Annotated in this window: 27 protein-coding genes; 18 read left to right on the top strand and 9 right to left on the bottom strand. The window is 57.6% G+C overall.

Features of this window, described 5'->3' with window-relative positions; translation table 11 throughout:
* Window positions 1-307 precede the first annotated feature (307 nt).
* Window positions 308-685 carry a c-type cytochrome gene (locus ACM6I0_RS03980; protein ID WP_414921509.1) on the bottom strand — a complete coding sequence of 126 codons (378 nt, stop codon included), beginning with the start codon at window positions 683-685 and terminating at the stop codon, window positions 308-310.
* 168 nt (window positions 686-853) lie between these two features.
* On the bottom strand, window positions 854-1,228 hold the full coding sequence (locus ACM6I0_RS03975; protein WP_414921508.1) for a winged helix-turn-helix transcriptional regulator: 375 nt from the start codon (window positions 1,226-1,228) through the stop codon (window positions 854-856).
* Between the two features lie 113 nt (window positions 1,229-1,341).
* On the opposite strand from ACM6I0_RS03975, the gene ACM6I0_RS03970 reads away from it, so the two are divergent.
* From ACM6I0_RS03970 to ACM6I0_RS03955, 4 genes are all read left to right on the top strand, one after another.
* The gene (locus tag ACM6I0_RS03970; protein ID WP_285432058.1) at window positions 1,342-2,076 is read left to right on the top strand and encodes an SDR family NAD(P)-dependent oxidoreductase; all 735 of its coding nucleotides are present in this window, start codon (window positions 1,342-1,344) and stop codon (window positions 2,074-2,076) included.
* A 59-nt stretch (window positions 2,077-2,135) separates the two neighbouring features.
* A complete protein-coding gene (locus ACM6I0_RS03965) occupies window positions 2,136-2,735 on the top strand; it encodes an NADPH-dependent F420 reductase (protein ID WP_414921507.1) in 600 nt (199 codons plus the stop codon).
* Between the two features lie 112 nt (window positions 2,736-2,847).
* Window positions 2,848-3,273: a nuclear transport factor 2 family protein gene (locus ACM6I0_RS03960; RefSeq protein WP_414921506.1), complete on the top strand. Its 426-nt coding sequence runs from the start codon at window positions 2,848-2,850 to the stop codon at window positions 3,271-3,273.
* A 20-nt stretch (window positions 3,274-3,293) separates the two neighbouring features.
* A complete protein-coding gene (locus tag ACM6I0_RS03955; RefSeq protein WP_414921505.1) occupies window positions 3,294-3,707 on the top strand; it encodes a nuclear transport factor 2 family protein in 414 nt (137 codons plus the stop codon).
* A 69-nt stretch (window positions 3,708-3,776) separates the two neighbouring features.
* On the opposite strand, the gene ACM6I0_RS03950 is transcribed toward ACM6I0_RS03955, so the two are convergent.
* The 3 genes from ACM6I0_RS03950 to ACM6I0_RS03940 form a co-directional block, all read right to left on the bottom strand.
* Window positions 3,777-4,931 (bottom strand): epoxide hydrolase family protein, encoded by a 1,155-nt coding sequence (locus tag ACM6I0_RS03950; RefSeq protein WP_414921504.1) that lies wholly within the window; start codon window positions 4,929-4,931, stop codon window positions 3,777-3,779.
* Window positions 4,932-5,010: 79 nt separating this feature from the next.
* Window positions 5,011-5,952 (bottom strand): AraC family transcriptional regulator, encoded by a 942-nt coding sequence (locus tag ACM6I0_RS03945; protein ID WP_414921503.1) that lies wholly within the window; start codon window positions 5,950-5,952, stop codon window positions 5,011-5,013.
* Between the two features lie 26 nt (window positions 5,953-5,978).
* The gene (locus tag ACM6I0_RS03940) at window positions 5,979-6,812 is read right to left on the bottom strand and encodes an oxidoreductase (protein ID WP_414921502.1); all 834 of its coding nucleotides are present in this window, start codon (window positions 6,810-6,812) and stop codon (window positions 5,979-5,981) included.
* Between the two features lie 411 nt (window positions 6,813-7,223).
* On the opposite strand from ACM6I0_RS03940, the gene ACM6I0_RS03935 reads away from it, so the two are divergent.
* The 11 genes from ACM6I0_RS03935 to ACM6I0_RS03885 all read left to right on the top strand — a co-directional run bounded on the left by ACM6I0_RS03935 (window position 7,224) and on the right by ACM6I0_RS03885 (window position 18,958).
* A complete protein-coding gene (locus ACM6I0_RS03935; RefSeq protein ID WP_285432064.1) occupies window positions 7,224-8,000 on the top strand; it encodes a transporter substrate-binding domain-containing protein in 777 nt (258 codons plus the stop codon).
* Between the two features lie 64 nt (window positions 8,001-8,064).
* A complete protein-coding gene (locus tag ACM6I0_RS03930; RefSeq protein ID WP_218424951.1) occupies window positions 8,065-8,742 on the top strand; it encodes an amino acid ABC transporter permease in 678 nt (225 codons plus the stop codon).
* Window positions 8,739-9,473 carry an amino acid ABC transporter ATP-binding protein gene (locus tag ACM6I0_RS03925; protein WP_285432066.1) on the top strand — a complete coding sequence of 245 codons (735 nt, stop codon included), beginning with the start codon at window positions 8,739-8,741 and terminating at the stop codon, window positions 9,471-9,473. The genes ACM6I0_RS03930 and ACM6I0_RS03925 overlap by 4 nt, the downstream gene beginning before the upstream one ends.
* A 20-nt stretch (window positions 9,474-9,493) precedes the next feature.
* Window positions 9,494-10,729: a cysteine desulfurase-like protein gene (locus tag ACM6I0_RS03920; RefSeq protein WP_414921501.1), complete on the top strand. Its 1,236-nt coding sequence runs from the start codon at window positions 9,494-9,496 to the stop codon at window positions 10,727-10,729.
* Window positions 10,730-10,765: 36 nt separating this feature from the next.
* Window positions 10,766-11,635 carry a MurR/RpiR family transcriptional regulator gene (locus ACM6I0_RS03915; RefSeq protein ID WP_285432068.1) on the top strand — a complete coding sequence of 290 codons (870 nt, stop codon included), beginning with the start codon at window positions 10,766-10,768 and terminating at the stop codon, window positions 11,633-11,635.
* 54 nt (window positions 11,636-11,689) lie between these two features.
* Window positions 11,690-12,586, top strand: coding sequence for an allantoinase PuuE (locus ACM6I0_RS03910; RefSeq protein ID WP_110963374.1), 897 nt, complete (start codon window positions 11,690-11,692; stop codon window positions 12,584-12,586).
* Between the two features lie 176 nt (window positions 12,587-12,762).
* A complete protein-coding gene (locus ACM6I0_RS03905; protein ID WP_414921500.1) occupies window positions 12,763-13,896 on the top strand; it encodes an alanine--glyoxylate aminotransferase family protein in 1,134 nt (377 codons plus the stop codon).
* Window positions 13,897-14,005: 109 nt separating this feature from the next.
* Window positions 14,006-15,442: a dihydropyrimidinase gene (hydA, locus tag ACM6I0_RS03900; RefSeq protein WP_414921499.1), complete on the top strand. Its 1,437-nt coding sequence runs from the start codon at window positions 14,006-14,008 to the stop codon at window positions 15,440-15,442.
* Window positions 15,439-16,185: a 2-keto-4-pentenoate hydratase gene (locus ACM6I0_RS03895; RefSeq protein ID WP_414921498.1), complete on the top strand. Its 747-nt coding sequence runs from the start codon at window positions 15,439-15,441 to the stop codon at window positions 16,183-16,185. The genes hydA and ACM6I0_RS03895 overlap by 4 nt, the downstream gene beginning before the upstream one ends.
* Before the next feature lie 192 nt (window positions 16,186-16,377).
* Window positions 16,378-18,171 (top strand): alpha/beta fold hydrolase, encoded by a 1,794-nt coding sequence (locus ACM6I0_RS03890; protein WP_414921497.1) that lies wholly within the window; start codon window positions 16,378-16,380, stop codon window positions 18,169-18,171.
* 208 nt (window positions 18,172-18,379) lie between these two features.
* Window positions 18,380-18,958, top strand: coding sequence for a DUF4337 domain-containing protein (locus tag ACM6I0_RS03885; RefSeq protein ID WP_285432073.1), 579 nt, complete (start codon window positions 18,380-18,382; stop codon window positions 18,956-18,958).
* A gap of 23 nt (window positions 18,959-18,981) precedes the next feature.
* Here the strand turns inward: ACM6I0_RS03885 and ACM6I0_RS03880 are convergent, their stop codons facing one another.
* Window positions 18,982-19,878, bottom strand: a complete 897-nt coding sequence (locus ACM6I0_RS03880) for a LysR family transcriptional regulator (RefSeq protein WP_414921496.1) — start codon at window positions 19,876-19,878, stop codon at window positions 18,982-18,984.
* A 101-nt stretch (window positions 19,879-19,979) separates the two neighbouring features.
* Between ACM6I0_RS03880 and ACM6I0_RS03875 the strand changes: the two genes are divergently transcribed.
* The gene (locus ACM6I0_RS03875; protein WP_414921528.1) at window positions 19,980-20,642 is read left to right on the top strand and encodes an NADPH-dependent F420 reductase; all 663 of its coding nucleotides are present in this window, start codon (window positions 19,980-19,982) and stop codon (window positions 20,640-20,642) included.
* A gap of 61 nt (window positions 20,643-20,703) precedes the next feature.
* On the opposite strand, the gene ACM6I0_RS03870 is transcribed toward ACM6I0_RS03875, so the two are convergent.
* Complete coding sequence (locus ACM6I0_RS03870) at window positions 20,704-21,102, bottom strand: hypothetical protein (protein ID WP_285432075.1); 399 nt, start codon at window positions 21,100-21,102, stop codon at window positions 20,704-20,706.
* A gap of 781 nt (window positions 21,103-21,883) precedes the next feature.
* On the opposite strand from ACM6I0_RS03870, the gene ACM6I0_RS03865 reads away from it, so the two are divergent.
* Together ACM6I0_RS03865 and ACM6I0_RS03860 are read left to right on the top strand one after the other, a co-directional pair.
* Window positions 21,884-22,615 (top strand): cytochrome b, encoded by a 732-nt coding sequence (locus ACM6I0_RS03865; protein WP_285432077.1) that lies wholly within the window; start codon window positions 21,884-21,886, stop codon window positions 22,613-22,615.
* Between the two features lie 228 nt (window positions 22,616-22,843).
* Window positions 22,844-23,113 (top strand): hypothetical protein, encoded by a 270-nt coding sequence (locus tag ACM6I0_RS03860; RefSeq protein WP_285432078.1) that lies wholly within the window; start codon window positions 22,844-22,846, stop codon window positions 23,111-23,113.
* Window positions 23,114-23,250: 137 nt separating this feature from the next.
* On the opposite strand, the gene ACM6I0_RS03855 is transcribed toward ACM6I0_RS03860, so the two are convergent.
* The gene (locus ACM6I0_RS03855) at window positions 23,251-23,655 is read right to left on the bottom strand and encodes a DUF6632 domain-containing protein (RefSeq protein WP_285432080.1); all 405 of its coding nucleotides are present in this window, start codon (window positions 23,653-23,655) and stop codon (window positions 23,251-23,253) included.
* Between the two features lie 284 nt (window positions 23,656-23,939).
* On the bottom strand, window positions 23,940-24,569 hold the full coding sequence (locus tag ACM6I0_RS03850) for a LysE family translocator (protein ID WP_285432081.1): 630 nt from the start codon (window positions 24,567-24,569) through the stop codon (window positions 23,940-23,942).
* Window positions 24,570-24,805 lie beyond the last annotated feature (236 nt).

Genomic DNA, 24,805 nt, shown 5'->3' with positions numbered 1-24,805 from the left:
CCCATTTACGCGTCCGCCAAAAACAGATAGGGGAATCCGCAAATGATGAGTAGATGGCAACACATCGCCCAGGTTGGAGAAAGCCAGTTGGGCATTGAGGCTTTGAATTGCTGGCCCGGCTTAAACGCAGTGAATCGGCCCTGGTTTTATAGACACATCCGAGCGGCTGCTCCTGGCCGTTTTCTGCCTGTCGCGGTGCTGCTGAGCCCTCAGCGCCATGGCAGTTACGGGTTACCCCCAAAGGACAGAGTCAAGCGCTGGCGTCATGTCAATTGAGGTGACAGCACAGAACCAGTCACTTCAAAGCTCATCGGCTTTGTGAAATAACACCACCCATGTATTGGTTTAAATCGCGCAAATCCTTAACGCTCCATGAGTGCGGCAATAGCTTTATTCCATTCTCACGCAAGGTTCTTGGGATTAAGTCGCCATTTGGGCGAAGTATTATCGAAGATACAATCACACCCGGATAATCACTTAATCGTTTTTTGAAAGCGGACGTTGTTAGGTTAGGTGTAGGCGGATTGCTTTTATTAGCCAGTGGTCCTGTTGCTTTGAGATCCAATCCGTGGCACATGCTGCATCGCTGTAGATAGAGATTTTTTCCATTAGCATTATCCGCGAAGGATAGTGATGGTTGAGTCAGCGATAAAATTCCTAGCGAAGCGATGAATAACATTTTCATTGTTTTTATCTTCCATGATGGGATCAGCGTCGATTGGACGCGATTTGGAGCGCGGGAAAATATCAGCCATCGCTTCGGTACACACAGTCATTTCTGGTGCCCATTAAACCAACACGTTTTCCCGGCGCATCCAGGTGACATGCGCAGGGCATCCGACTCAGTAATTCTTCAGCATCCTGCTAGGGCCAAAGCATCGCGCTCGGCGAAGATGCTTGCCATTTCCGCCGCGTTCTCGGTTCCCCAGGTACACAGGGGGATGATCGCTTCAGCCAGGCTGCGACCGATCGGGGTCAGCGTGTAGTCCACGCGCGGCGGCACTTCTTTGTAGTCGGTCCGTGCCAGCACGCGGTCGGCTTCCAGGTCCTTCAATTGCTGGATCAGCACCTTGTCGCTCACGCCCGGGATCAAACGTTTGAGTTCGCCGTAGCGCTTCGGGCCGTCGCGCAGGAAAAACAAGACCAGTGGTTTCCACTTGCCCGAGATGATGCGCAGCGTGGCGTTGAGCCCACAACCGGTGTCGCAGATTTCAGAAGTTTTCGTCATTTTTTGATACTTACCAAAAGGTGCATACTTGTCCTTAGGTTATCAGAGCCGCATCCTCGTTCTCAAGCAAGCAATTTCCTGCTTGGGTAAAACTCCAACGAAGGATGCATGACATGACCAGATTGAATGGAAAGACCGCCGTGATCACCGGCGGCGCTACTGGCATCGGCCTCGCCGCAGCAAAGCGCTTCATCGAGGAGGGCGCCTTTGTCTTTATCTTCGGTCGCCGGCAGGAAGCGCTCGACGCTGCTGTAGCCGAACTCGGGCCCAATGCCCGTGCGGTGAAGGGCTCGGTCTCCAATGAGGCCGACCTCGACCGACTTTACGCAGCGGTGAAAGCCGAGCGCGGAACCCTCGACATCGTCTTCGCCAATGCCGGGGCGGGAAGCCCGCTTGCGCTCGGCAACATCACCGCCGAACACATTGATGAAACCTTCGACACCAACGTGAAGGGGACGATCTTCACCGTCCAGAAGGCGTTGCCGCTGATGGGGCAGGGCGGTTCGATCATCCTGACCGGTTCGAGCGCCGGCACTACGGGCGCCCCGGCTTTCAGCGTCTACAGCGCAAGCAAGGCGGCGGTGCGCAACCTCGCGCGGACCTGGGCGGAAGACCTGAAGGGTACAGGCATCCGGGTAAACGTACTGTCGCCCGGGCCGACTGCGACCGATCTCGCGAAGGCAGCGCTAGGCGAGGAAGGCATGAAGGTCTTCGCCTCGATGAATCCGCTCCAACGCATGGCCGAGCCAGCGGAGATCGGAGCGGCAGCCGCGTTTCTCGCATCGCAGGACAGCAGCTTCATGACCGCCAGTGAGGTCGCCGTCGACGGCGGCCTGGCGCAAATCTGACTCGCCACGCCCGGCGCGTTATTTACCACCGCCGGGCGTTGTAAACCTGAGGAAAATATATGAGTTACGCAATTATCGGCTTCGGCAGTATCGGCCAGGCCCTGGCCAAGGCGTTTGCCCGCAACGGCATCGAAGTATCCGTTGCAACCACGCGCGACCCGCAAAGCTTTGCCTCCACCGCGGCCGCGATCGGACCCCAGGTCATTCCCAAAACACTGGCGGAAGCCGTCAAGGCGGACATCATCTTTTTGGCTGTCCGTTTCGAGTCGCACCCGGATGTCGCGAAGGCGCTGCCGACCTGGAAGGGAAAGACCATCATCGATGTGACCAACGCCTACGGAGTGTCCCCTGAGAAACTGGGAGGACAGCCTTCTTCCAGGTTCATCGCGCAGGCTTTTACTGGCGCAAGACTGGTGAAGGGCTTCAATCATTTGGGCGCTGCTGTCCTTGGTCAAGATCCGGCCGAGAGGGGTGGCCGGCGAGTCGTGTTCCTGGCGAGCGACGATGACGGCGCCGCAGAGGAGATTGGTGCGCTCGCGGAAAATCTCGGTTTCTCGCCGATCAAACTTGGCGGCCTTTCCGAAGGCGGGCTGCTTGTGCAAGCGCGCGGAAATAGCTGGGGTCAACTGATCTTCAAGGACTTGGTCAAGTTCGACTGATCGCCAATTTTGATTCGGTGCTGATGTCGGTCCAGCCACCGACATCACTCACCGGTCGGTCCAAAACATAATCGATTTCTTAAGTGCTTAATCATGAAGATAAGGAGTGACCGTGCTTAATAATGAAAAAATAATCAGAGAACTCTGCGCCGCCGCAGAAGGGCAAGGAACGGATATCGAGAAGTTTGTCTCCATGTTCTCTGAGGAAGGGTACATGTGGGATATGGCGTCCGGGATGAAGTTTCGCGGGAAGGCCATTGGCGAGTCTATCGCGAGTCTGGTAAGGGCGTTCCCCGATGTCCACCGTGAGTTGTTTGACATCCATGTCGCGGGAGACGTTGTCGTTGTCGAGCTCGCCATTCGTGGAACGCACAAAGGTGATCTGGCTCTTGCCTCCGGGACTCTGGCTCCCACGGGCAAGACGATAAATGTCCCGTCCTGCGATGTTTTCCGTCTCGAAAATGGAAAGGTCGTCTCTTTCCATTGCTACAACGAGGCTTGCGTCATGCAGCAACAACTTGGCTTCGTCCCCGGCTGATTTGCAACGCAGAGGTCTTAATGAGCATTGAAGAGAATATCCAGATTGTGAAAGACTTTTTTGCAGCAATAGGCGGCGATAGGGACGCTCTGCTAGCGCTGGCTGCCGAAGATATCGAGTGGATCATTCCGGGAGAGGGCTGGCCGCTCGCCGGTACGCACCGCGGCCACGCGGGATTGGTGGACTTGCTTCAGAAGGCTTCCACAGAGATGGAGATTTCATCCCCGGAGCCCCCAGAGTTCGTAGCGCAGGGAGACCGGGTTCTGGTCGTCGGCGTCGCCACCGGGAAGGTTAACGCCACGAACAGGACGTTTGAGGACTATTTTGTTTTCGCCATCACTGTTCACAATGGCAAGCTGACGAACATTCGAGAATATGTCGACACGCAAGCCCTGGCGCGAGCCTCAGAGATGAACTCAAGTCCCAGGCACTAAGCCATCGGGCCCGATACTCCCCGGCGCTCGCTAAATGTGCAGTTTGCACGTCATGGAATCACGATGGATCTAGCCCCTCAAAGGCCTGAAGAATGCCCTGATCTCTTCAGCAAGGATTTCGGGCTGCTCCAGCGCTGCGAAATGACCGCCACGTTCCATATGCTCCCAACGGTGGACATCAAATACGCGCTCGACCCATCTGCGTGGTGGCATGGGCAGCTCTTTTGGAAATAACGCCACACCCAACGGAGTCTCCACTCGTTCATTGGCTTCGAAAACGAGCGGATCAAGTCGATTTTCCTTGTATAGCCTCAAGGTTGCTTGAATGCTCCCGCTGAACCAATAAAGCGATATATCACCGAGGAGCGCGTCAAACGGCACCACTTGTTCAAGATCGTCGGGATGATCTACCCATGAGTGGAATTTTTCGATAATCCACGCAGCAAGGCCGGCTGGCGAGTCCGCCAGTGCGAAAGCCAGGGTTTGAGGTTTCGTACCGTGCAAAGCCGCGTAAGCACCTTCGGTCGCCGCGAATTGGCTGCTTCGATTCAGAAAGTCCTGTTCTTCTTCGCTCAAGGCGTCTTGGCCCACTCCTAAAGATGGCCTGAAACTACCCGGGATGTAATTGAGATGGGCACCTATCAAGTTGGGGCCGTGGTTACGAGCGAGCCACATTGATACACCCGCACCAATGTCGCCTCCCTGAGCGCCAAATCGATCGTAGCCCAGTTCTCCCATCAACGATGCCCATAGTCCTGCGATTTGCTTGGAGCTGATACCCGCTTTGGTGGGTGCAGGGGAGCAACCGTAGCCAGGTAGAGACGGCACAACTACATCAAAGGCATCTGAAGCATGCCCCCCATATTTTGCAGGATCAGTTAGAAGCGCAAGCAACCGTTCCATCTCCAGGAACGAGCCCGGCCAGCCATGGGTAATTATCAGTGGCATGGGCTTTGGCCCAATCCCCCGCTGATGCAGAAAGTGAATCGCCTCACCGTCAATTTCCGCCATGAACTGTGGCAACTGATTGATCCGCTGCTCATGAATGCGCCAATCAAATTGGTTGCTCCAATAATCCAGGAGGCGCGCAAGAAAATTCACAGCAGTTCCGTCCTCCCAACTCTCCGCTGCCAAGGTGTCCGGTAAGCGTGAAGCGCGCAGGCGTCGATCAAGGTCGTCTAGCTGCTCAGTGGTAATGGCAAGCGTGAAAGGGCGGATAGACATGACGATTCTCTATGGGATGGGAGCGTTCCCGCTCGAATGCCGACTGAGGCTACTGGCGCAGGGCAGAGCTGATGGAAGGTCAGTGCGATGACACGAAAGGCGAAGCGGTTGTCGGTGCCGGCAAAGCATAGGTCCGTTTCATCCATGCCACTTCCGCTAACGGTGTGCGGCCGAAGAAGCGCTTGAAGTCGCGGCTGAATTGCGAAGCACTTTCATAGCCCACCAGAAATGCCGATTTGGCGGCTGTCAGGTCGTTGCGCAGCATCAGTAAGCGCGCCTGATGCAACCGTGTCGACTTGAGGTACTGCATCGGCGAGGACTCAGTCACTTTGCGAAAGTGCAGATGAAAGTTGGGCACGCTCATCTGCGCTTCCTGGGCCAGGGCTTCTACATCCAGATGCTCGTGGTAGCAGCTGTGGATTTTGTGAATGGCGCGTGTCACCTTGCCGAACTGGCCCTGTTGGGCGATGGCCGCGCGCAGGGTGCCGCCTTGTTCGCCGGTGAGGATGCGGTAATAGAGTTCGCGCAGCATCGCCGGGCCGAGGATTTGCGCGTCAGTGGGATCGCTCATGATCTCCAGAAAACGCAGGGTCGACTGGCTGAGCGGTTCGTCCATGGGCGAGGCGTACATGCCCATGGGCTGAGCCGCGCTGACGCCCCATACCTCATCGACCTGCTGAATCAGCTCGCCGACCAGGGTGAAATCCAGACGCAGGTACACCGCCAGCATTGGCTCCGCCTCGCTGGCGTCGGTCTCCATCGTGAACGGCACCGGCACCGACACCACCAGATAATGCTGGGCGTCGTAGACGTAAATGTCGTCACCCAGATAGCCGCGTTTCTGCCCCTGACAGAGGATGACGACGCCCGGCTCATACAAAACCGGCGTGCGCGTCAGCGGCCGGTTGGAGCGCAGAAAGCGCACATCATCCAAGGGGCTCAGGTTGTAACCCTCCAGCGGCGCAAGCTGGCCCATCAGCTGCACCATACGCGCGGTGCTCGGGTCCTTGGGTTTAGCCATCGGCTGCACGTTCTCCACATTTATGCTCAGCCATCCGTAGAGCGGCTAAGCGTCTCCCATTGCTCAATACTCTCCGCCGTCCGGTGTAGCTTGTCACGCACAAGGGCGAGGGCGTCGCTGCCCAGCAGCAGATGAGCCGGCGGGGCAGGGCTGGCGATAATCGTCAGCATGGCGCGTGCGGCTTTCTGTGGGTCGCCCGGTTGATGGCCGCTTTTTTCCTCGCGGGCTTTGCGCACCGGGTCGAAGCTCGCATCGTAGTCACTGATACTGCGCGGCGTACGCTGCATCGAACGGCCCGCCCAGTCCGTGCGAAACGACCCCGGCGCCACGGCCGTGACAAAAATGTTGAAGGGGGCCAGCTCCTTGCTCAGCGTGTCAGAAATGCCCTCCAGCGCAAATTTGCTGCCGCAGTAATAGGCAATGCCCGGCAGGGTGATATAGCCGCCCATGGACGTGATATTGAGGATGTGCCCCACCCGCCGCTGGCGAAAATACGGCACAAACGCCTTGGTCATCGCCACCGCGCCAAATACATTCACGTCGAACTGGCGGCGCATTTCCTCCAACGACGACTCCTCGAAAATACCTTCGTGGCCATAACCCGCATTGTTTACCAGCACATCCACCGGGCCGAACCGGTCTTCGACGTCGGCGACCACCGCGTCGATGGCCTCGAAGTGGGTAACGTCCAGCACGACCCCATGGGCCCGCTCAGGCGAGAGCGCCTCGAAGGTTGCCAGCGCGGATTCGCTACGGACGGTGCCAATCACACGATGGCCCTGGGCGAGCGCTTCCTTAGCCAGAGCCTGGCCAAAGCCGCTGCTGACACCAGTGATAAAGAGGGTTTTTGCTGCACTCATGTGGCGCACTCCTGAAGATATAAGGTGAGGCCATGCTAGGGCGAGGAGGGGGGAGGGACTATGCCGGATTGGATTTTAGTATTGCCTGATCCTATCAGGGCGGCGGCGGGCAACTTGAAATCGGGTGGCGAAAAATGGGGCCAAAGAAAGAAGGGGGGTTGGATTTTTTGCCCTGCTCTAAATGTCTGCGATTGGCCGATTGCAGCCTGCCGCGCGTGACCACCTTGGGCGGTTCTGACCGTAACTAGCCCTTTGGATGTGACGTTGAAGGAACACTGAAGACGGTTGCGGAGTAAAAAATTCACAGATAAGTGTTATTGAAATAAATAATCCATTGATTTACTCTCGATCCCACGTTGTACGAGATCAACCGCTGTTAGCACCTAATAAAACAAACAATCGGGAGCAAACATGAAAGCGAAAGTGATGTTGGGATTGTTCATGACCGCCGCAGTTGCACTGCCAGCATGGTCAGCTGACTGGACTGTAGGAGCTAACGTTGGCAACGTGCCCTGGGAGTTTCAGGACGCCAAAGGTGAATTCGTCGGATTCGAAGTCGATGTAGTAAAAGAGGTGGCAAAGCGCGCCGGGAAAACCGTCGAGTTCATCAATATTCCTTTCAACGGCCTGTTCAGTGCCGTGCAATCAAAACGTGTCGAGATAGCAATTTCATCGATCACCATCACCCCTAAACGGCTGGAGTCGGTCGCCTTCGCACAGCCTTACTTCGACAGCGATCAGTCCCTGACCTCGCTGACTACGTCCAAGGTCAAGAGCCTGACCGACATGAATGGCAAAGTGGTTGGCGTCGATACCGGCTCGACTGGTGACATGTGGATCGGTCAACACAAGGACGAGTACAAGTTCGCCGATGTCTCGCGTTATGAAGGGCTATCGCCGGCCATGCTCGATCTGGCTTCCGGGCGCATCGATGGCTACCTCAGCGACATTCCAGCGGTGCTCTACTACATCAAGGACAAACCGCAATACACCATCGTGGCGCGTGTTCCCACCGGTGAGCGCTATTCGTTGATGCACGCCAAAGGCTGGGCGATGAGCGATCAGGTCAACGACATCATCAGCAAGATGAAAGAAGACGGCACACTCGGAAAGATCCACAAAGAATGGTTCGGCACCGAAGCAGCTAAAGACTCGAGCACTCTGCAAGTGACCGCTGTTCTCAAGTAAGCCTTGCTGCTGTTGCTGGTAAGTGGCGACGCCCGTTCGCCACTTGTATTGACCGAGGTATCCCATGGATCTTTTGCAAACATTTTTTAATTGGAATGTGCTCGTCGAGTCGCTTCCGCTGATGATGCGTGGTCTGGGCGTCACCATTTTGCTTGGGGCGGTAAGTATTGCCCTGGGCCTGGTGGGCGGGCTGTTGCTGGCATTGTTGAGGTTGTATTCCTACGCACCCGTGCGAGCGCTGGCACGTATCTACATCGATATCATGCGCTCCATTCCTTTGCTGGTTTTGCTGGTACTCATCTATTACGCATTGCCTTTTGTCGGCATCCGACTGTCGTCTTTTGCTGCCGCTGCCAGTGCGCTTTCGCTCGTGTCATGCGCCTACAGCGCAGAGATTTTTCGTTCGGGTATCGAGGCCATTCCCCGTGGGCAGTTCGAAGCATCGGCTTCTCAAGGCATGAGCTTCTTCAACACGATGCGCGACGTTGTTTTGCCGCAAGCCATCCGCATAGTCATGCCGCCCATGACGAGCAATTGCATCAATGTCATGAAAGATACGGCGCTCGCCTCGGTGGTCGCGATGCCTGACTTGCTCAAGCAGGCGACCCAGGCTCAGGCGCTGGCTGCTAACCCGACACCGCTGGTTGGGGCTGCCTTGCTATACCTGTTGCTGCTGTTACCGCTGGTGCAAATGGTCAGCTGGGTTGAGCGCCGTAACGCCTCGGGAGGAAAAACCGCATGAGCACGTTGATCGACATTGAAAAGCTCGACAAATACTACGGCAGCTTCAAAGCGTTGAGTGACATCAACCTGCAGGTTGAAGAAGGTGAAGTGGTGGTGATTCTGGGCCCGTCCGGTTCGGGGAAATCGACTTTGATCCGCTGCATCAATCTGCTTGAAGACTACCAGCAAGGTCACATCCGCGTGGCGGGTGAGCGGGTTGAAAACGGCCCGCGACTGTCGGCCATCCGCAGTGAAGTCGGCATGGTATTTCAGAGTTTCAACCTTTATCCGCATCTCACTGTTCTCGACAATGTGTCGCTGGCACCGATTCGTGTTCGCGGACTGAGCCGGCGTGATGCGCACGCCAGGGCCAAAGAGCTATTGGTGAAGGTCGGCATGGCCGATCACGCGCACAAATACCCCAGCCAATTGTCTGGCGGCCAACAGCAGCGTGTTGCCATTGCCCGCACCATGGCCATGGAACCTCGGGCGATTCTGTTCGATGAACCGACTTCCGCGCTGGACCCGGAAATGGTGGGCGAGGTACTTGATGTCATGCAAAACCTCGCGCGCTCCGGCGTCACGATGGTCGTGGTCACCCATGAAATGGGCTTTGCCCGTCGGGTCGCCGATCGGGTGATCTTCATGGAAAGCGGACGCATTGTTGAGCAGAACATCCCTGAACCGTTTTTTACCGCCCCTAAGGAAATACGCACACAAGCGTTCCTGCAGGCCATCCTGCATCATTGAATCCGGCTGGAGAAAGTAGAGTGAATCCTCTCGATATCGATTACGTTCGCAAGCAATTTCCAGGTCTGGCCGGTGGCTATGCCTATATGGATAACGCCGGTGGTTCGATGGTGCTGGGCGCCGTGGCGCAGCGGGTCAGTGATTACCTGCTCAATAACAGTGTGCAACTGGGCGCGTCCTACGCACCTTCCGTGGAGGCTGGCGAGCGAGTGATGCAGGCACGCCACTCGGTCATGCAGTTGATCAACGCCGAGCATCCCGAAGAAGTGATCATGGGCGGCTCGACCACTCACTTGTTGCAAATCCTGTGTCGCGCCATTGCCCCGTCAATCGTCCCAGGCGATGAAATCATCGTCACCAATTGCGATCACGAGGCTAACATCGGCCCATGGGTCAAATTGTGCGAAAGCCGTGGTGCGACCCTGCGTGTATGGCAGGTCAATCCCGACAGTTGTGAACTGGAGCTGGATGACCTGCAGGTGTTGCTTAATGACAACACCCGTTATGTGGCGATGACCCACACCTCGAATATTCTCGGCTCAGTCAATCCAGTCGCCGAAGTCGCGCGGCGTGTCCATGCAGTAGGCGCCAAGCTGTGCGTGGACGGGGTCGCTTATGCGCCGCACCGTCTGGTGGACGTGCAGGCCTGCGGAGCCGATTTCTACGTCTACAGCTTCTACAAAACGTTCGGTCCGCACTTTGCCGTACTCTGGGGGCGTCGTCATCTGTTGCTGGAGTTGCCAAGTCTCAACCACTTCTTTATCGGCCAGGACGTGGTGCCCTACAAATTGCAGCCTGGCAACGTCAACTACGAGTTGTCATTCGGCTGCATCGGTATCACCGACTACCTGCTCGACATCGGCACCCGGCTCGGCGCGCAAGGCAGCGAGCGCCAGTGCATGCAAGCTGCGTTCGATGCCTTCGAGGTGCAGGAAGATTTGCTCGCCGAGCGCCTGTTGGCATTTTTGCGCCAGCGCGAGGGCGTTCGGATCATCGGCAAGGCGCATACCCGTAATCGGGTGCCAACGATCAGTTTCGTGGTTGAGGGCGTTCAGTCAGAGGCTGTTGTGCGCAAGGTCGATGATCACCGTATTGGTATTCGCTTTGGTGACTTCTATGCGCGGCGACTTATCGAAGCCCTTGGGCTTGACCGGTTTGGCGGGGTAGTGCGGGTGTCGTTGGCGCATTACAACACGCTGGAAGAAGTCGACCGCCTCATCACTGCGCTGGATCAAGCAATCGATGCGTTGCGTTGACAGGCGTATACACTTCTCATTTCACGAGCCTTCATCATGGCCTTACCTGAAAACCTTGCAGAGCTGCGTGACTGTATAGCGGTCCAGCACGAACAACTGACCGGTCGTCTGCGCGATGCTGCCCGATACCTGATTGATAACCCGCATGAGATCGCTCTCAACACGGTAGCCGAACTGGGAAAGCGCTCGAGTATCGCGCCTGCCGCTTATATTCGGCTGGCTCAGGCCCTTGGTTTTGCAGGCTTCAAGGATTTGCAGCGGTTGTTCCGTGCACCGCTGCAACAGGCGGCCGACACACAAAGCGAGCGCATTCGGCACTACGGCGGTGAGACGTTGCTGGAAGACCCGAGTGACGTCGGCGCGATTCTGCGTGAGTTCAGTCAGGCCAATATCGTTTCCCTGGAGCACCTGGCTGAAGGAGGGGAGCAGGCCAATATCGAAGCGGCCATCGCCCATCTGCAACTTGCGCGTACGACCTTCGTTATCGGCATGCGCCGTGCCTTTCCCGTTGCGGCGTATCTGAGCTACGCATTGAGTCGTGTGGGCCGGCGAACCGTACACATCAGCGGTGCCGGTGGCACCTTGCCGGAGCAGGTCAGCGCCATTGCCGATGATGATTTGTTGATAGCTGTCAGCTTTCCGCCTTACGCCCATGACACCGTTGAGGCTTGTCGTCAGGCGCGCCAGGCAGGCGTGACGCTGGTGGCGATTACTGACAGCGTTCTGAGCCCTATCGGGCAGATGGCCGACACGGTGATTGAGGTCAACGACGCCGAACTGCTGGGCTTCCGCTCGCTCACCGCTTCGTTCTGTATTGCCCAAACCCTGGCGATGGGGCTGGCCTTCAGCGAGTGGCAATCGGATAGCACCTTCAATCATGACCGGCTCAAAGATATCGACTGTTAAGTCGCTACCTTCGCTACGTACTTATTTAACCAGTGACTTCAGGAGAAGATCCCGATGGTTTCACCTGCACGCGATTTAGTGGGTTACGGTAGAAAACGCCCGCAAGGCACCTGGCCCAATGGCGCACGATTGGCCATTAGCCTGGTGATCAACTACGAAGAAGGCTCCGAACGCTCGCTCGCCATGGGCGACCCGGACCAGGAGTCAATGACCGAATGGGGTAGCTATTCAATACCCGACGGCACGCGCAATCTGGCGATGGAATCCATGTATGAGTACGGCTCGCGCGTGGGGATCTGGCGAATTCTGGATATTCTCGACCAGCAATCGGTGCGGGCGACGTTTCATGCGTGCGCTGTGGCCTTTGAGCAGAACCCTGATGTTGCACGCGCTGCCGTGGCCGGCGGTCATGAAATTTGCAGTCATGGTTATCGCTGGGAGGAAGTGTTTCGCCTGACTGAAGAGCAGGAACGTGAACACATGCGTTTGGCCATCGAGTCATTCGAGCGCACCTGTGGCAAGCGTCCTGTTGGCTGGTATTGCCGCTATGGCGCCAGCGTCAACACCCGTCGCCTGGTCGCTGAGGAGGGTGGCTTTCTCTACGATTCCGATGCCTACAACGACGATGTTCCCTACTTCGTCGAGGTCGAGGGCAAGCGTCATCTCGTGGTGCCTTACACCGCCGACGTGAATGATTTCCGCTACTGGAATTCTCCAGGGCTTTCCCAGGCATCGGACTTTTTCGAGTACATGAAAGAAAGCTTTGAGGTCCTTTATGAGGAGTCCGCTGAAGGGCCTCGCATGATGTCGATCGGTCTGCATCCACGTATGGTGGGGCGTCCCGGGCGAGTAAGGGCGATCAAACAATTCATCGAGTATGCCAAGCAACACGGCGGTGTCTGGTTTGCTACGCGCGAAGAAATCGCCCGCGCCTGGCTTGAACGAACTTGATTGTGTGGCTATCACGCCGGGCCAAAAAATGATGGGCTATTCCCCACTGTGGTGAAAGGGTTCAAGGGAACAGCCAGCCGCTCGACAGAAGTCGCTCAATCCCGGGCCATCTTGTCATTTGCCAAGTCTTGGGGCAGGGTCGATACCACTGACATCTCTGCCAAAGGAGTCACCCCATGTCAAAGCTATATCCCAGTATCGATCCTGAAGGGCTGGTCGAGTACTCGGTGGTCTACACCGACCGCTCGCTCAACCACATGTCCCAGTCATTTCAAGGCGTGATGAAGAACATTTCCACGACCCTGAAACAGGTCTACAACGCCCAGGCTGTTGCGGTGGTCCCGGGCAGCGGCACATTCGGTATGGAAGCGGTGGCGCGACAGTTTGCCACCGACCAGCAATGCCTGGTGATACGCAACGGCTGGTTCAGTTATCGCTGGAGCCAGATCCTGGAGATGGGCAACATCCCGGCGGCCACCACGGTGCTCAAAGCCCGGCCGGTCGACACTGGACGCCAGGCAGCCTACGCACCACCGCCTCTGGACGAAGTGCTGGCAGCCATTGCGGCGCAGAAGCCGCAGATTGTCTTTGCTCCCCACGTTGAAACCTCATCAGGAATTATCCTGCCCGATGACTACCTGCGGGCCGTCGGTGACGCCGTGCATGCGGTGGGTGGCCTGTTCGTGCTGGACTGCATCGCCTCCGGCACGATTTGGGTTGATATGCACAAATGCGCAGTCGACCTGCTGATCAGCGCACCGCAGAAAGGCTGGAGCGCGTCCCCTTGCTGTGCCTTGGTGATGCTCAGTGCTTTGGCCCTCGAGCGCATCGAACAGACGCATAGCAGCAGCTTCGCCTGCGACCTGAAAAAGTGGCTTCAGATCATGCAGGCCTACGAACAGGGTGGACATGCCTACCATGCGACCATGCCCAGCGATTCCCTCGCGCGATTTAACGAGGTGATGAAAGAGACGCAAGCCTACGGTTTCGAGAAGGTGCGCGACGAACAACAGGCTCTGGGCGATCGGGTGCGCGCAATGCTGACCGGCAAAGGCATCAAAAGCGTGGCCGCAGCCGGCTTTCAGGCCCCTGGCGTAGTGGTGAGCTACACCGATGATGCCGACATCAAGAACGGTAAGAAATTTGCCGACCACGGCCTACAGATCGCCGCCGGAGTGCCGTTGCAATGCGACGAGCCGGCCGACTTCCAGACCTTCCGCATCGGTCTGTTCGGACTCGAAAAGCTGCACAATATCGAGCGCACGGTCAGTACCCTCGAGCAGGCACTGGACGAGGTGATGGTTAGCTAAGCCGGTATCGACACCGTTACCACATGGGTCCGGGACATGTTGAAAACCACGGGCGTTGACACGCGCCGCCTGACCGGCTGGGGCCGGTTGCTTCTGGAAGAGGCCTGATATGCAACCTTTTGATACGGTGATCCGCAACGCCCGCGTGGTAACCGCCGCGGACACGTTTACCAGCGATATCGGCATTCGTGATGGGCGCATCGTCTCCCTTGGCCTGGACCTGCCGCAAGGTCACCAGGAAATCGACGCGGCAGGCCGACATGTCACCCCCGGTGGCATCGACAGTCACGTGCACCTCGACCAGCCGACGGGCGACGGCTCGGTGATGGCCGATGACTTTTTCAGCGGCACGGTCTCGGCGGCCTGCGGCGGCACCACCACCGTCATCCCGTTTGCCTGCCAGCAGAAGGGCGAAAGCCTGCGCTCTGCCGTCGATGACTACCATCGTCGCGCGGGTAACAAGCCGGTGATCGATTATGCCTTCCACCTGATCGTCACCGACCCCACCCCGCAGGTACTGCGTGAAGAACTGCCGGCCTTGATTGCCGAAGGCTATACATCGTTCAAGATCTACATGACCTACGATGCGCTGAAGCTGGGCGACCGGGAGATTCTCGAGACGTTGTCGGTCGCGCGCCGTGAGGGCGCCATGGTGATGCTCCACGCCGAGAACAGCGATTGCATCGCCTGGCTTACCGAGCGACTACTGGCGGCCGGGCTGACTGCGCCGCGCTACCACACCGCGTCGCGGCCGATGCTGGTGGAACGCGAAGCGACCCATCGTGCCATCGCCCTTGCCGAGTTGGTGGATGTGCCGATCCTGATCGTGCACGTGTCGGGTCGCGAGGCCGTGGAGCAGATTCGCTGGGCCCAGAGCCTGGGGTTGAAGGTGTACGCCGAAACCTGCCCGCAGTACCTGTTCCTGACCGCCGACTCGCTGGGGTGTGACGACAGCTTCGAAGGTGCCAAGTGCATCTGCAGCCCACCGCCGCGCGATGCTGCAAACCAGCAGGTGATCTGGGATGGCCTGGAGAACGGCTCGTTCGAAATTTTTTCGTCGGACCACGCACCCTTTCGCTTCGATGGCCCCAATGGCAAGAAGGCCCACGGTGAAGCAGTGTCGTTTGACCAGATCGCCAACGGCATTCCCGGTGTCGAAACCCGCATGGCACTGCTCTGGTCCGAAGGCGTGCGCAGTGGGCGCATCACCGCGCAAAGCTTTGTTGCGCTGACCTCCACCAATGCCGCCAAGATGTATGGGTTGTATCCGCGCAAGGGCAGCATCGCTATTGGTGCTGATGCCGACCTGGTGATCTGGAACGAAGGCGAGCCGGTGCACCTGTGCAACGAAATGCTGCACCACAACGTCGATTACACGCCTTATGCGGGCATGACGCTGAGCGCCTGGCCGGCCATGACCCTGTCTCGCGGAGAGGTGGTCTGGGACGGCGAGCCGCGCGGTGAGGCTGGTCGCGGCCGGTTTCTGCCGTGCGAGCGCCCGGCGCCTGCGCAACTGCGCCGACGTAAGACCGAGTTGCCATTGTGAGTGCGGTCGCGCAGGTGGCCGCCACGCTGATTCGTGGTTGGCGTGAGGGGCGCCAACAACCGTTGCCAACCCTGGAACTGGCGAGCGAAGCCCAAGCCTATGCCGTGCAGCACCGGGTAGCGGATGCCCTCGGCTGGTTCGCCTGCGGGCCGCCAGCGGCCTGGAAACTGGGCGGCGCTCCGGGAGGGCTGATCAGCGCCGCCGGGGTACCGGCAATGTCGGTACACACGTCGGGTTGGCAGGTTCCGCCGGGCGATGACTTCGGTTTCGGGATCGAGGGAGAACTGATCGTGCGCCTGTCGCGCGACCTCGACCAGCACACTGATCTGGCCATGGCCCGTGCGGCGGTCGATGCGTGGATGCCGGGCATCGAGCTGTGTGGCACGCGCTGGCTGCAAGGCGATCAGGCCGCGCCACTGCTTCGGCTGGCCGACCAGCAACTCAACCGCGCGCTGGTACTCGGTGCACCGCAAACGCTGGGGGACATGCCGGATTGGTCAAAACAACAGGTAGCGTTGCGGGTGGACGGGGAGCCTGAATTCGTCGGCGTTGGCAGCCATCCATTCGGTGAGCCGCTGAGTTCGCTGCCGTGGCTGGCGCGTCATGCGGCAGCACTCGGTAGCCCTTTGCGAGCCGGCGACCTGGTGGCTTGTGGCAGCTGGACCGGTATCTACTGGGCGTCGGCCGGGGTGCAAGTGGAAGTTGAATTTGCCGGGATAGGACGGGTGGCCTTGTCGACTTGATGCGTTTCAAAGGCTTGCTGATTTCCAGCTAAAACTATCGGGCGGTCAATCTCTGGACGAGGGCATTACGAAGCCGCCCTTTCCTTGTCATGAAATGAAAATTCGCTGTCGTGGGATGCGAAGTAGCCGCAGCCTCTGCTGCCCTAGAGTCGGTGCAAAACAACACAGCGCCCCCGAAACACGAGAGCCGACATGAGCAGATCCCCCCGAACGAGCGAGACCGCAATCCCCACCCAACGCCCCCCGGCGACCAGCCGAAAACGTCGTGCTCGCAAGGCTATCGATCTCCCGGACAATACCCCGCAACCAGAGCTGATCGGCACGGCTCCCAACCACACTCTGGCGGGCAATCCGCTCGTCAGTGTGCGCGCGGCGGACCTGGCCAGCTCGGCCGGTTACCTGCTCAAGGCCGTGGGTAAGTCGCCGCTCAAGGCTGGCACTCATCTGGGTGGCTACCTGAAAGAGCTGCGCGGTATCGTCGGCGGCAAGTCCAGCATTGCGCCGGAACCGAAAGACAAGCGCTTCGCCGATCCCGCCTGGCAATCCAACGCCTTCCTGCGCGTGCTGCTGCAGAGTTACCTGGCCGGCCAAAGCAAGCTGACCCGCTTCATCGATTCCACCGACCTTGCCCCGCGGGAAAAGAGCCGAGCCCGGTTCGTCGCAGCGCTCCTGGCCGATGCGATGGCTCCGAGCAACTCGCCGCTGACTAATCCAGCGGCGCTGCGCAAGATGGTGGATACCGGTGGCATGAGCCTGGCCAGGGGAATACGTCAATTTGGCGAGGATATGCTGAACAACCGCGGACTCCCCCGTCAGGTCGACAGCACGCCGTTCAAGGTTGGGGAAAACATCGCCACGGCCAAGGGCGAAGTGGTGTTTCGCAACGAGATGTTCGAGCTGCTGCAGTTCGCGCCGACTACCGAAAAGGTGTATGCCCGGCCCTTGGTGATGTCGCCGCCGCAGATCAACAAGTACTACGCCATCGACCTCTCGCCGGAGAAAAGCTTGATCAAGTGGATCCAGGACAGCGGCGTAAACCTCTTCGTCATCAGCTGGCGCAATCCCACCCGCGAGCACCGCGACTGGGGCTTGTCCGATTACGCGTTGTGCCTGGACCAGGCTGTGGACGTAGCGCGCAAGATCACCGCAAGCCCGGATGTGAACATGTGGGGCTCCTGCTCGGGCGGCATCACCCTTGCGGCCTACCTGGGCTGGCTGGCGGCCCGTGGCGAAGGCCACAAGGTGGCCAACACCAGCTGGGCCGTGTGCGTGCTCGACATGCCCTCGGCGCTGGACGACACCACCTTGGGGCTGTTCACCAGCCCATCCGCCCTGCGTGCAGCCAAGGCCAGCTCCCGGCGCAAGGGAGTGTTGAGCGGGCAGGGCATGGCCCGCATGTTTGCCTGGATGCGACCCAACGACCTGATCTGGAACTACTGGGTCAACAACTACTTGCTTGGCAATAAACCGCCAGCCTTTGATATTTTGGCCTGGAACAACGACACCACACGGCTACCCGCCCAACTGCACGCGGACTACCTCGACCTGGTTCAGCACAACCCCTACAGCAACCCTGGCTCCCTGGAGATTGCGGGCGAGTCGATCGACATGACCCAAGTAAAGGTGGGCGCCTATGTGATTGGCGGCACAACCGACCACATCACCCCTTGGCAGGGCTGCTACGGCACCGCCCGGTTGTTTGGCGAGGACACAACCTACGTGCTGTCCAATGCTGGCCACCTACAGAGCCTGGTGAATCCGCCGGGCAATTCCAAGTCGTTCTACTATGCAGCGCCTGCCGACGCCGAGTCCCCGCAAGCCTGGCTGCAAAACGCCGGGGAGCGCCAGCAAGGCAGCTGGTGGCCGCATTGGCGCGAATGGATCGGGCAGCGCTCGGGCGACAGCCTGCCGGCGCCGAAGAAGCTCGGCTCGCGCAAGTACCCGCCACTTTGCCCCGCACCTGGCACTTATGTCATGGAACGTTGAGGCTGCCATCTCTTCGTCGAGCTGATCCCACGCCAGCCGTGGGTTTCAGCGTGTTGTGCAGGTGAGGATCGACTGAGCGGCGTGGCCCTCGAGTGGTGGAATGATCGGTTGAATCCACAGCCAGAGGACGCCAGTCATGTGTGTCTAAAAAATCAGCCGCCCTTCATAATGCCGATCCTCTCTACTCACCCATCCGAAGCCGACAGCCATGCCTGAAGAGTTCGAAGTCCCCAGCCCCCACGAGCAACATATTGAGCACACCACCCATCATGCCCATGCACAAGGCGATCGCTTTGCCAGCAAGGTGGCGGTCATGACGGCGATCATGGCGACTGTTGGCGCGATGATGAGCTATCAGGCCGGCTCGACGGAGAGCGAGGCGGCCATGGACAAAAACAACGCCGCCATCCAGAAGACCGAAGCCGCCAACGAATGGAACTACTACCAGGCCAAGTCCAGCCGGCAGAACCTGTCAGAGCTGGCCAGCCATCTGCCGGGCCTGGATTCCGCCCACTATGTTGCAGAAGTGCGGCGCTACGCAGAGCAGAAAGAGGAGGCGCGCAAGAAGGCGGAAGCACTTGAGCAACAGGCGCGCGAGTGGGACGAGAAGTCAGAGCAGGTGCTGCATCAGCATCACCGCTGGGCCCAGGCCATGACCGCGATTCAAATCGCCATTTCACTGGCGGCCATCACCTTGCTGACGCGTAAGGAATGGCTCAAGCGCGTCTCGTTTGGGGCCGCAGGTGTGGGTGTCATGTTGGGTTCGCTTGCCTGGCTGCATATCTGAGCGAACATCTGCTTGCGAACCACTCAAGGAGCGCTAAAGCGTGCGAGCGCAGCATCGATGAATCGTCGGAGTTTGGCCGTTCTCTGGCGATTGGCCGTGTAGAGCAAATGCATTTGTCGGCTTGGTGCTTCGTAATCAGCTAACAGTCGAACCAGCTCGCCGCTGCGCAACGCGGGCTCAAGAAAGTCTTTGGGTCCAAGGACAATCCCGAACCCGTCCAACGCTGCCGACAGCAGTGCTTTGCTCTCGTTGACCTGCAATCGACTGGCGACGTTTACCCGTTCAACGACGGAGCCTTTGCAGAATACCCATTCGCGGTCGGCCGGCCGGGACCAATAGGCGTACCCCAGACATTCATGATTCTTCAGATCAGCCGGTATTTGCGGCACACCACGCTCGTTCAGATAGCTCGGTGCCGCACAGGCGACCAACCGATAAGGCGCCAACGGTCTGGCGGTCAAGCTGGATGAGGTCAATGGACCGATTCTGAAAGTCACTTCGTAACTTTCCTCCACCAGATCGACGAAGCGATCGGTTAAATGCAGATCGATTTCGACTTCGGGGTGTTGACGCAAAAACTCCGTCACAAAGGGCATGAGGCTGTAGGAGCCAAACGTTACGGGAGCGCTGATTTTCAGTTTTCCGCGCGGGGTTTCGTTCATGATCTGCGCAAGAGAGTCGGCAGCCTGAGCTTCACTCAAGATGTGTTTGCAGCGTTCGTAGTAAGCGCTGCCCAACTCAGTCAGGCTCTGGCGTCGGGTGGTACGGTTCAGTAGTCGCGCACCGAGCCGCTGCTCAAGCGCCGCAACATGCTTGGCCACCATCTGCGGCGAAAGGCCCAATCGCTCGGCAGCACTGGCATAGGAGCCGGATTCCGCGGCCATCACAAATGCGCCCATGCTCGTCAGACGGTCCATCATTCAACACTCCTGGTAACGAGACTAAGTAGCCGATGATTATTTATCTGCCGTTGGTTGGCAATCATCATGGTTTTCTCTTACTCAACCAGCGGTGCAAGAACATGCGTATCGGCATTATCGGGGCAGGCTTCATCGGGCGGGCAGTGGCGCAATTGGTCATCGCCGCGGGACATGAGGCGATGCTCAGCAATTCACGTGGGCCACAAACCATGAGCAGCGTGCTGAGTGGCATTCCTGGCAGTCAGGTCGGCACTGTCGAGGACGCCGCACAATTTGGCGAAGTGGTGCTCGTGGCCATTCCTCTTGAGCATTACCGAAGCGTGCCGGCGAAGTGGCTAGAGGGTAAAACGGTGCTGGATGCCAATAATTACTACCCGGAGCGCGACGGTCACATTGCCGCTCTCGACCGATTCGAAACCACCACCAGCCGCCTGCTTGCCGAGCATCTGCCTCACTCCCGCGTGGTCAAGGTGTTCAATGCAATCCTCGCCCGAGACCTGGTGCAGCACTCGCGCCCGACAGCAGCGCCAGACCGACGCGCACTCCCGATCGCTGCGGATGATCCAGCAGCGAAAGAATTGGTGATCAAGTTGCTGGACGAGATTGGGTTCGACGCGGTCGATGCAGGCAGTCTTGATGAAAGCTGGCGGTTCGAACGGGCTAAACCCGCTTACTGCCTACCGCTGGATAAAGAGGGGCTGAAGGTTGCCTTGGCTGCAGCCCATCGGCAGGTCGAATTGCCCGACGGATCATGGCGCCGCTGAATAGCCTGCAAGGCTGGTGCGGGCGCCCATGTTGTCCGCGGATTGCTCCCGTGGCGTCGCACTAGCGACGATAGTAGCGGTGATCGTCCTCGTAGCGGTGACGCATGGCCCGATCTTCGCGGCGCTCCCATTCACGACGGCGTTCGGCTTCTCGGTAGGCTTGCTCTCTGCGCCACTGATCCCTACGCCAGTCGTCTCGGCGCCAATCGTCTCTACGATCATGCCAACGGCCGTCACGCCAGTATCCATCGTCATGCGCCAGCAACGGCCCTGACGGCTTGCCGGCCATGCTGGCCAAGGAAGGCCAAGGGTTGTTGGCAGCCTGGGCCGGAGTCTGAACGGCTGTGACTTCAGCTTTGAAATCAGGGGCTGAGGTCTTCATCTGTGTTGCTGATGCCGAGCCCACTACCGCGAGCGCGAACAGGCCGAAGAGCATCATTCGTGGGTCATGGAATTTCATGAGCGAAGCCAACCTCTGATTGACATTTGGACGTATGGCCATCCGGTTGAGGAGCCCTGAGGGTTCGCGCTTACCGAGCGGATGTGCCTATCCACATAGACCGATAAATAAGGAAAAGTTCTAGACGACCGCTGCTTTAAATAGCTAACGGCCTTAGTCTTCGATCCCCTTTGAGGTTCGTTCTCTCGAAGTCCACTTCTGGCCGACTGCTGTCCGTCCTGGAGCACGGCAGTCGACGGCGGACTCAGCCGGTTGCTGCTACCAACCGAACAGGTTGTAAGCAGGGGACTCTGCTTCAGTTGGTTAATATTCACCCCGTTGGCTGCTTTACTGTAAGTCGCCATTATCCACTGGCTGTGAGTGTTAGAGAATTTCTCCCGTCTATAAGTCGTGGATGTCAAAAATCACGTTTTCAGCTCATCGGTATTTGATAGTTCGATATTTTATTCATCAGGCAGGGGAGTGAACTCGGATCCATTGATCTGGCGCCCTTTTACATAGGTGACTAGATAAAAATATACGTTCGAGTATGAGCACCCAATTACCCCTCAACTTCGGTGTAAACCTCTCCCGTTTATGGGGGCAGTTCCCAGCAGGTTTTTTGTCCAGACCGAAACGTGGTGGTGGCTAAAACCCTTGGTCAGCAAGGCTTCCAGTCGTCAAGACTATTTAACTGAATGTTGGCGTAGTAATTGCTGAATGAGGTTGTCCCGCCCCAAAAAAGTTGGGCGAGATGGGGCGTTTTAGGTGTCCCGGTGGTTTGACATTAATCGTAGGTGGCATGAATAAAAATCTCTCTCAGTTCGAGTTTGAGGATACCGTCATGAGTCATCATAAATACACATGGGCGCAAGTTGCACTGCATTGGCTGTCCGCGTTTGTAATTCTATGGTCGTTATGCACGGGGTCTTATGTCGCGTTGTTCAATGTGTCACCACACATGAAATCAATAATGACGGCCTTGAATATTTCGATGACGACCTTGTTCATTCCTTTTTTCCTGATGCGTGTAGTTTTGCGCATCAATCATCTACGTCACTACACGGTCGTGCCGGGTGAATTATTGGCGACCTTTGTTCATAACCTGATTTATCTGATAACGGGGATGGTGTTGCTCACGGGTGTGCTGATGATGGATCGATCGATTACGGTATTTGGCGCGCTGAGCATGCCACCGCTGATCACCAACCCTGAGTTGCTGAGCGACTTCCATGCTGCGCATCAGGACAGTACCGCCATGCTGGGGGGGCTGGTGTTGTTGCATCTGCTGGCGGTGGTCAAGCATGAGTTGAGTGGCAACCGGATTTTGAAGCGGATGAGCTTTCAGACATCGGCTTGGGAGTCGCCGCTGCGTGCCCGCGAGGATATCGGTCGTCAGACCGCCACCGATCACAGCTCAATATGGACGCCACCTGCTACTGCTGCTGCCGCGCCGTCGCCAGGCAGTGCGCGACAGTCAATACCCGCGATGGCTGATGATGTTCGAGATCGTCGGCGCATTCGTAGGAACTAGCGGTGGATGGACTCAAAGAACACCAGAGTCGTACCAGCGAGTCAAAAGCATCCAGCGGATGGAGCGAAGGAAAATGAGCGCTAAGCTTTCATCTACTGTCGGGCTTATTGAACAGATGGCAAGCGAGAGAGCGGGGGGAATGCAATCGACCAACCCCGCAAAGGCACTATCAACCCGTTGCGGTCTATTTATCGTTAGCCCTTCACAACAAACCTCGGAGGGGAACCAATGAAACGCTTCGTGACGCTCATCGCGATTTCTTTGCTGACCACTGCTTGTCAGAGCAATAACGGCATCACCCGAATCGACAATTGTGTTTGCTATAAAACCGCCGAGGCACAACCTCTGCAAGCATCGGAAATAGCATGGAAAGACCCCGAAGCGTTGCAGAAACAGTTCTCACATTGCATTTGCCGAGCCTTGGTTGACCTGAAGGAGGCCAAGGATCCTGGTAAATATTTTGTGCCCGGAACGGAAATAAGAACTGAGCTGAAATAGATAAGTGGGTTGGTTTAATAGGCTCGGTTTCAGAGGTGTTCAGTGAGTGTTGATGCAGCCTTTGATTAGGATCGTTTCGACGGTCCGGTGTTGGCCGATTGGGCCTGTTGTGAGGGGCAGCAATCGACCTGAACAGGTCAAGCCCCATTGTGTGTGCTGGGCCGAGCGGCCAGTTGCGAGCGGGGCGTCAAGATGGCCAAGGCAACCGCCACGATGAAGAGCGCCGGCACGTCACCTATCAAGTGCCCCATTTGCCCCGGTTGGGTGACCGACTGGACGGCCATGATTCCTGCGTGTACGACGCTAGACCACACGGCGAACCAGATCAGGCTCAGATTGGCTAATGGATCACGTGCGGCCAGGATCAAGAACACGCCAAGTGTGGCGTAGATGCCGACGATCATCATCGGGTAGTCCGAGTGACCGACGTGCCAGGCCCAGCCAGATGGCCAGAACAACATTAGTGGGTAGAGAGCAAGGCACGCGAGGCCAGCCAAAACTAGAATGACACGCAAATACCTGAGGCGATCGACTACGGTCATGGCGGACTCCTCTTTGGACGTAACTCTAAATTGACCCCAAGTGGGGTGACAACACCTTCACGGGCTTAGTGGATAACATTGCTTGTTATGTCGTCTAGCCGCCATGGACGCAAAGCCCAATCTGCTCAATTAGTCCCGGCAGTAGACCAAGCATAGCTACCCATTAGCTATCGCTGCGTCCACTGGCTGCTTCTGTCCCTATCAGACATCTCGTCCAGATCCCGACATTCGATGGTGCGTATCAGCGAGGAACATATTTTGCCAAATCGGTGTGCCTCGACCCTTTATAGCGGCCGGTTGAGCACCAGCAATCGTACCGCCAGAGCTGTCATCACCGCAGCGAAACCATAAGCACCGAGGCGTTTGGATATCAAGCCTTTGCGCAGGCGCCCATGCAGTCGCCCGGCGCAAAATCCGAGCAGGGAATGGAAGATCAATGCGATCAGCGCAAGCAACAAACCTAAGAACATCAATTGCGAGGTGACGCTGCTGGCACCTACGGTGACGAACTGCGGCAGGAATACCATGAAGAACAACAGCGCCTTGGGGTTTAACAGGCTGTTGAACGTGGCTCGGGCAAAGATTTTCCGAAACGGAGCCTGTGTAGCTTGAGTGTCAGTATCCGCAGGAGGGGTCTTCAATGCCTGCCAGGCCAACCACATCAGATAACAAGCCCCGGCCCACCGTAGCAAGTCAAAGGCCGGCGCCCAACTCATCACCAGCGCACCGAGACCTGCGCTGACCATGACGGTCATAAGCACATCGGCCAGGGATATTCCCAGTGCTGCGGCGAGGCCGGCGCGCCAGCCGTGGGCAACTGCATGGCTGCTGACAATAGCCATGTTAGGGCCAGGCACGATCAGCAACAGCAAGGCGGCAACAATGAATAAGTAGAGGTTAGTGGCGTCCGGCATTGAGCAATACCTCCTTGGATGAGGAGCAATGCTAACCGGTAGTCGTTAGGCAGAAGCAGATACAGTGGGGATGGATTTGGCCGCAACAGTGTGGTGTAGAGAGGCAAAATAGTTCGTTCCACAGCATGGTGGAACAATTCGAGCGACTGCTATTGCCTGAACCATACGACTGGATTGCGAGATAAAGAAATTCCCAACCGGTGATTAGTCATGGACTATAGGGGTTTTTTTTAGCT

Origin of the sequence: Pseudomonas sp. IT-P294, from assembly GCF_949767865.1 — a bacterium.
Classification (GTDB): Bacteria; Pseudomonadota; Gammaproteobacteria; order Pseudomonadales; family Pseudomonadaceae; genus Aquipseudomonas.
The sequence above is the reverse complement of the archived record's forward strand: the minus strand, read 5'-3'. Positions and strand labels throughout refer to the sequence as shown.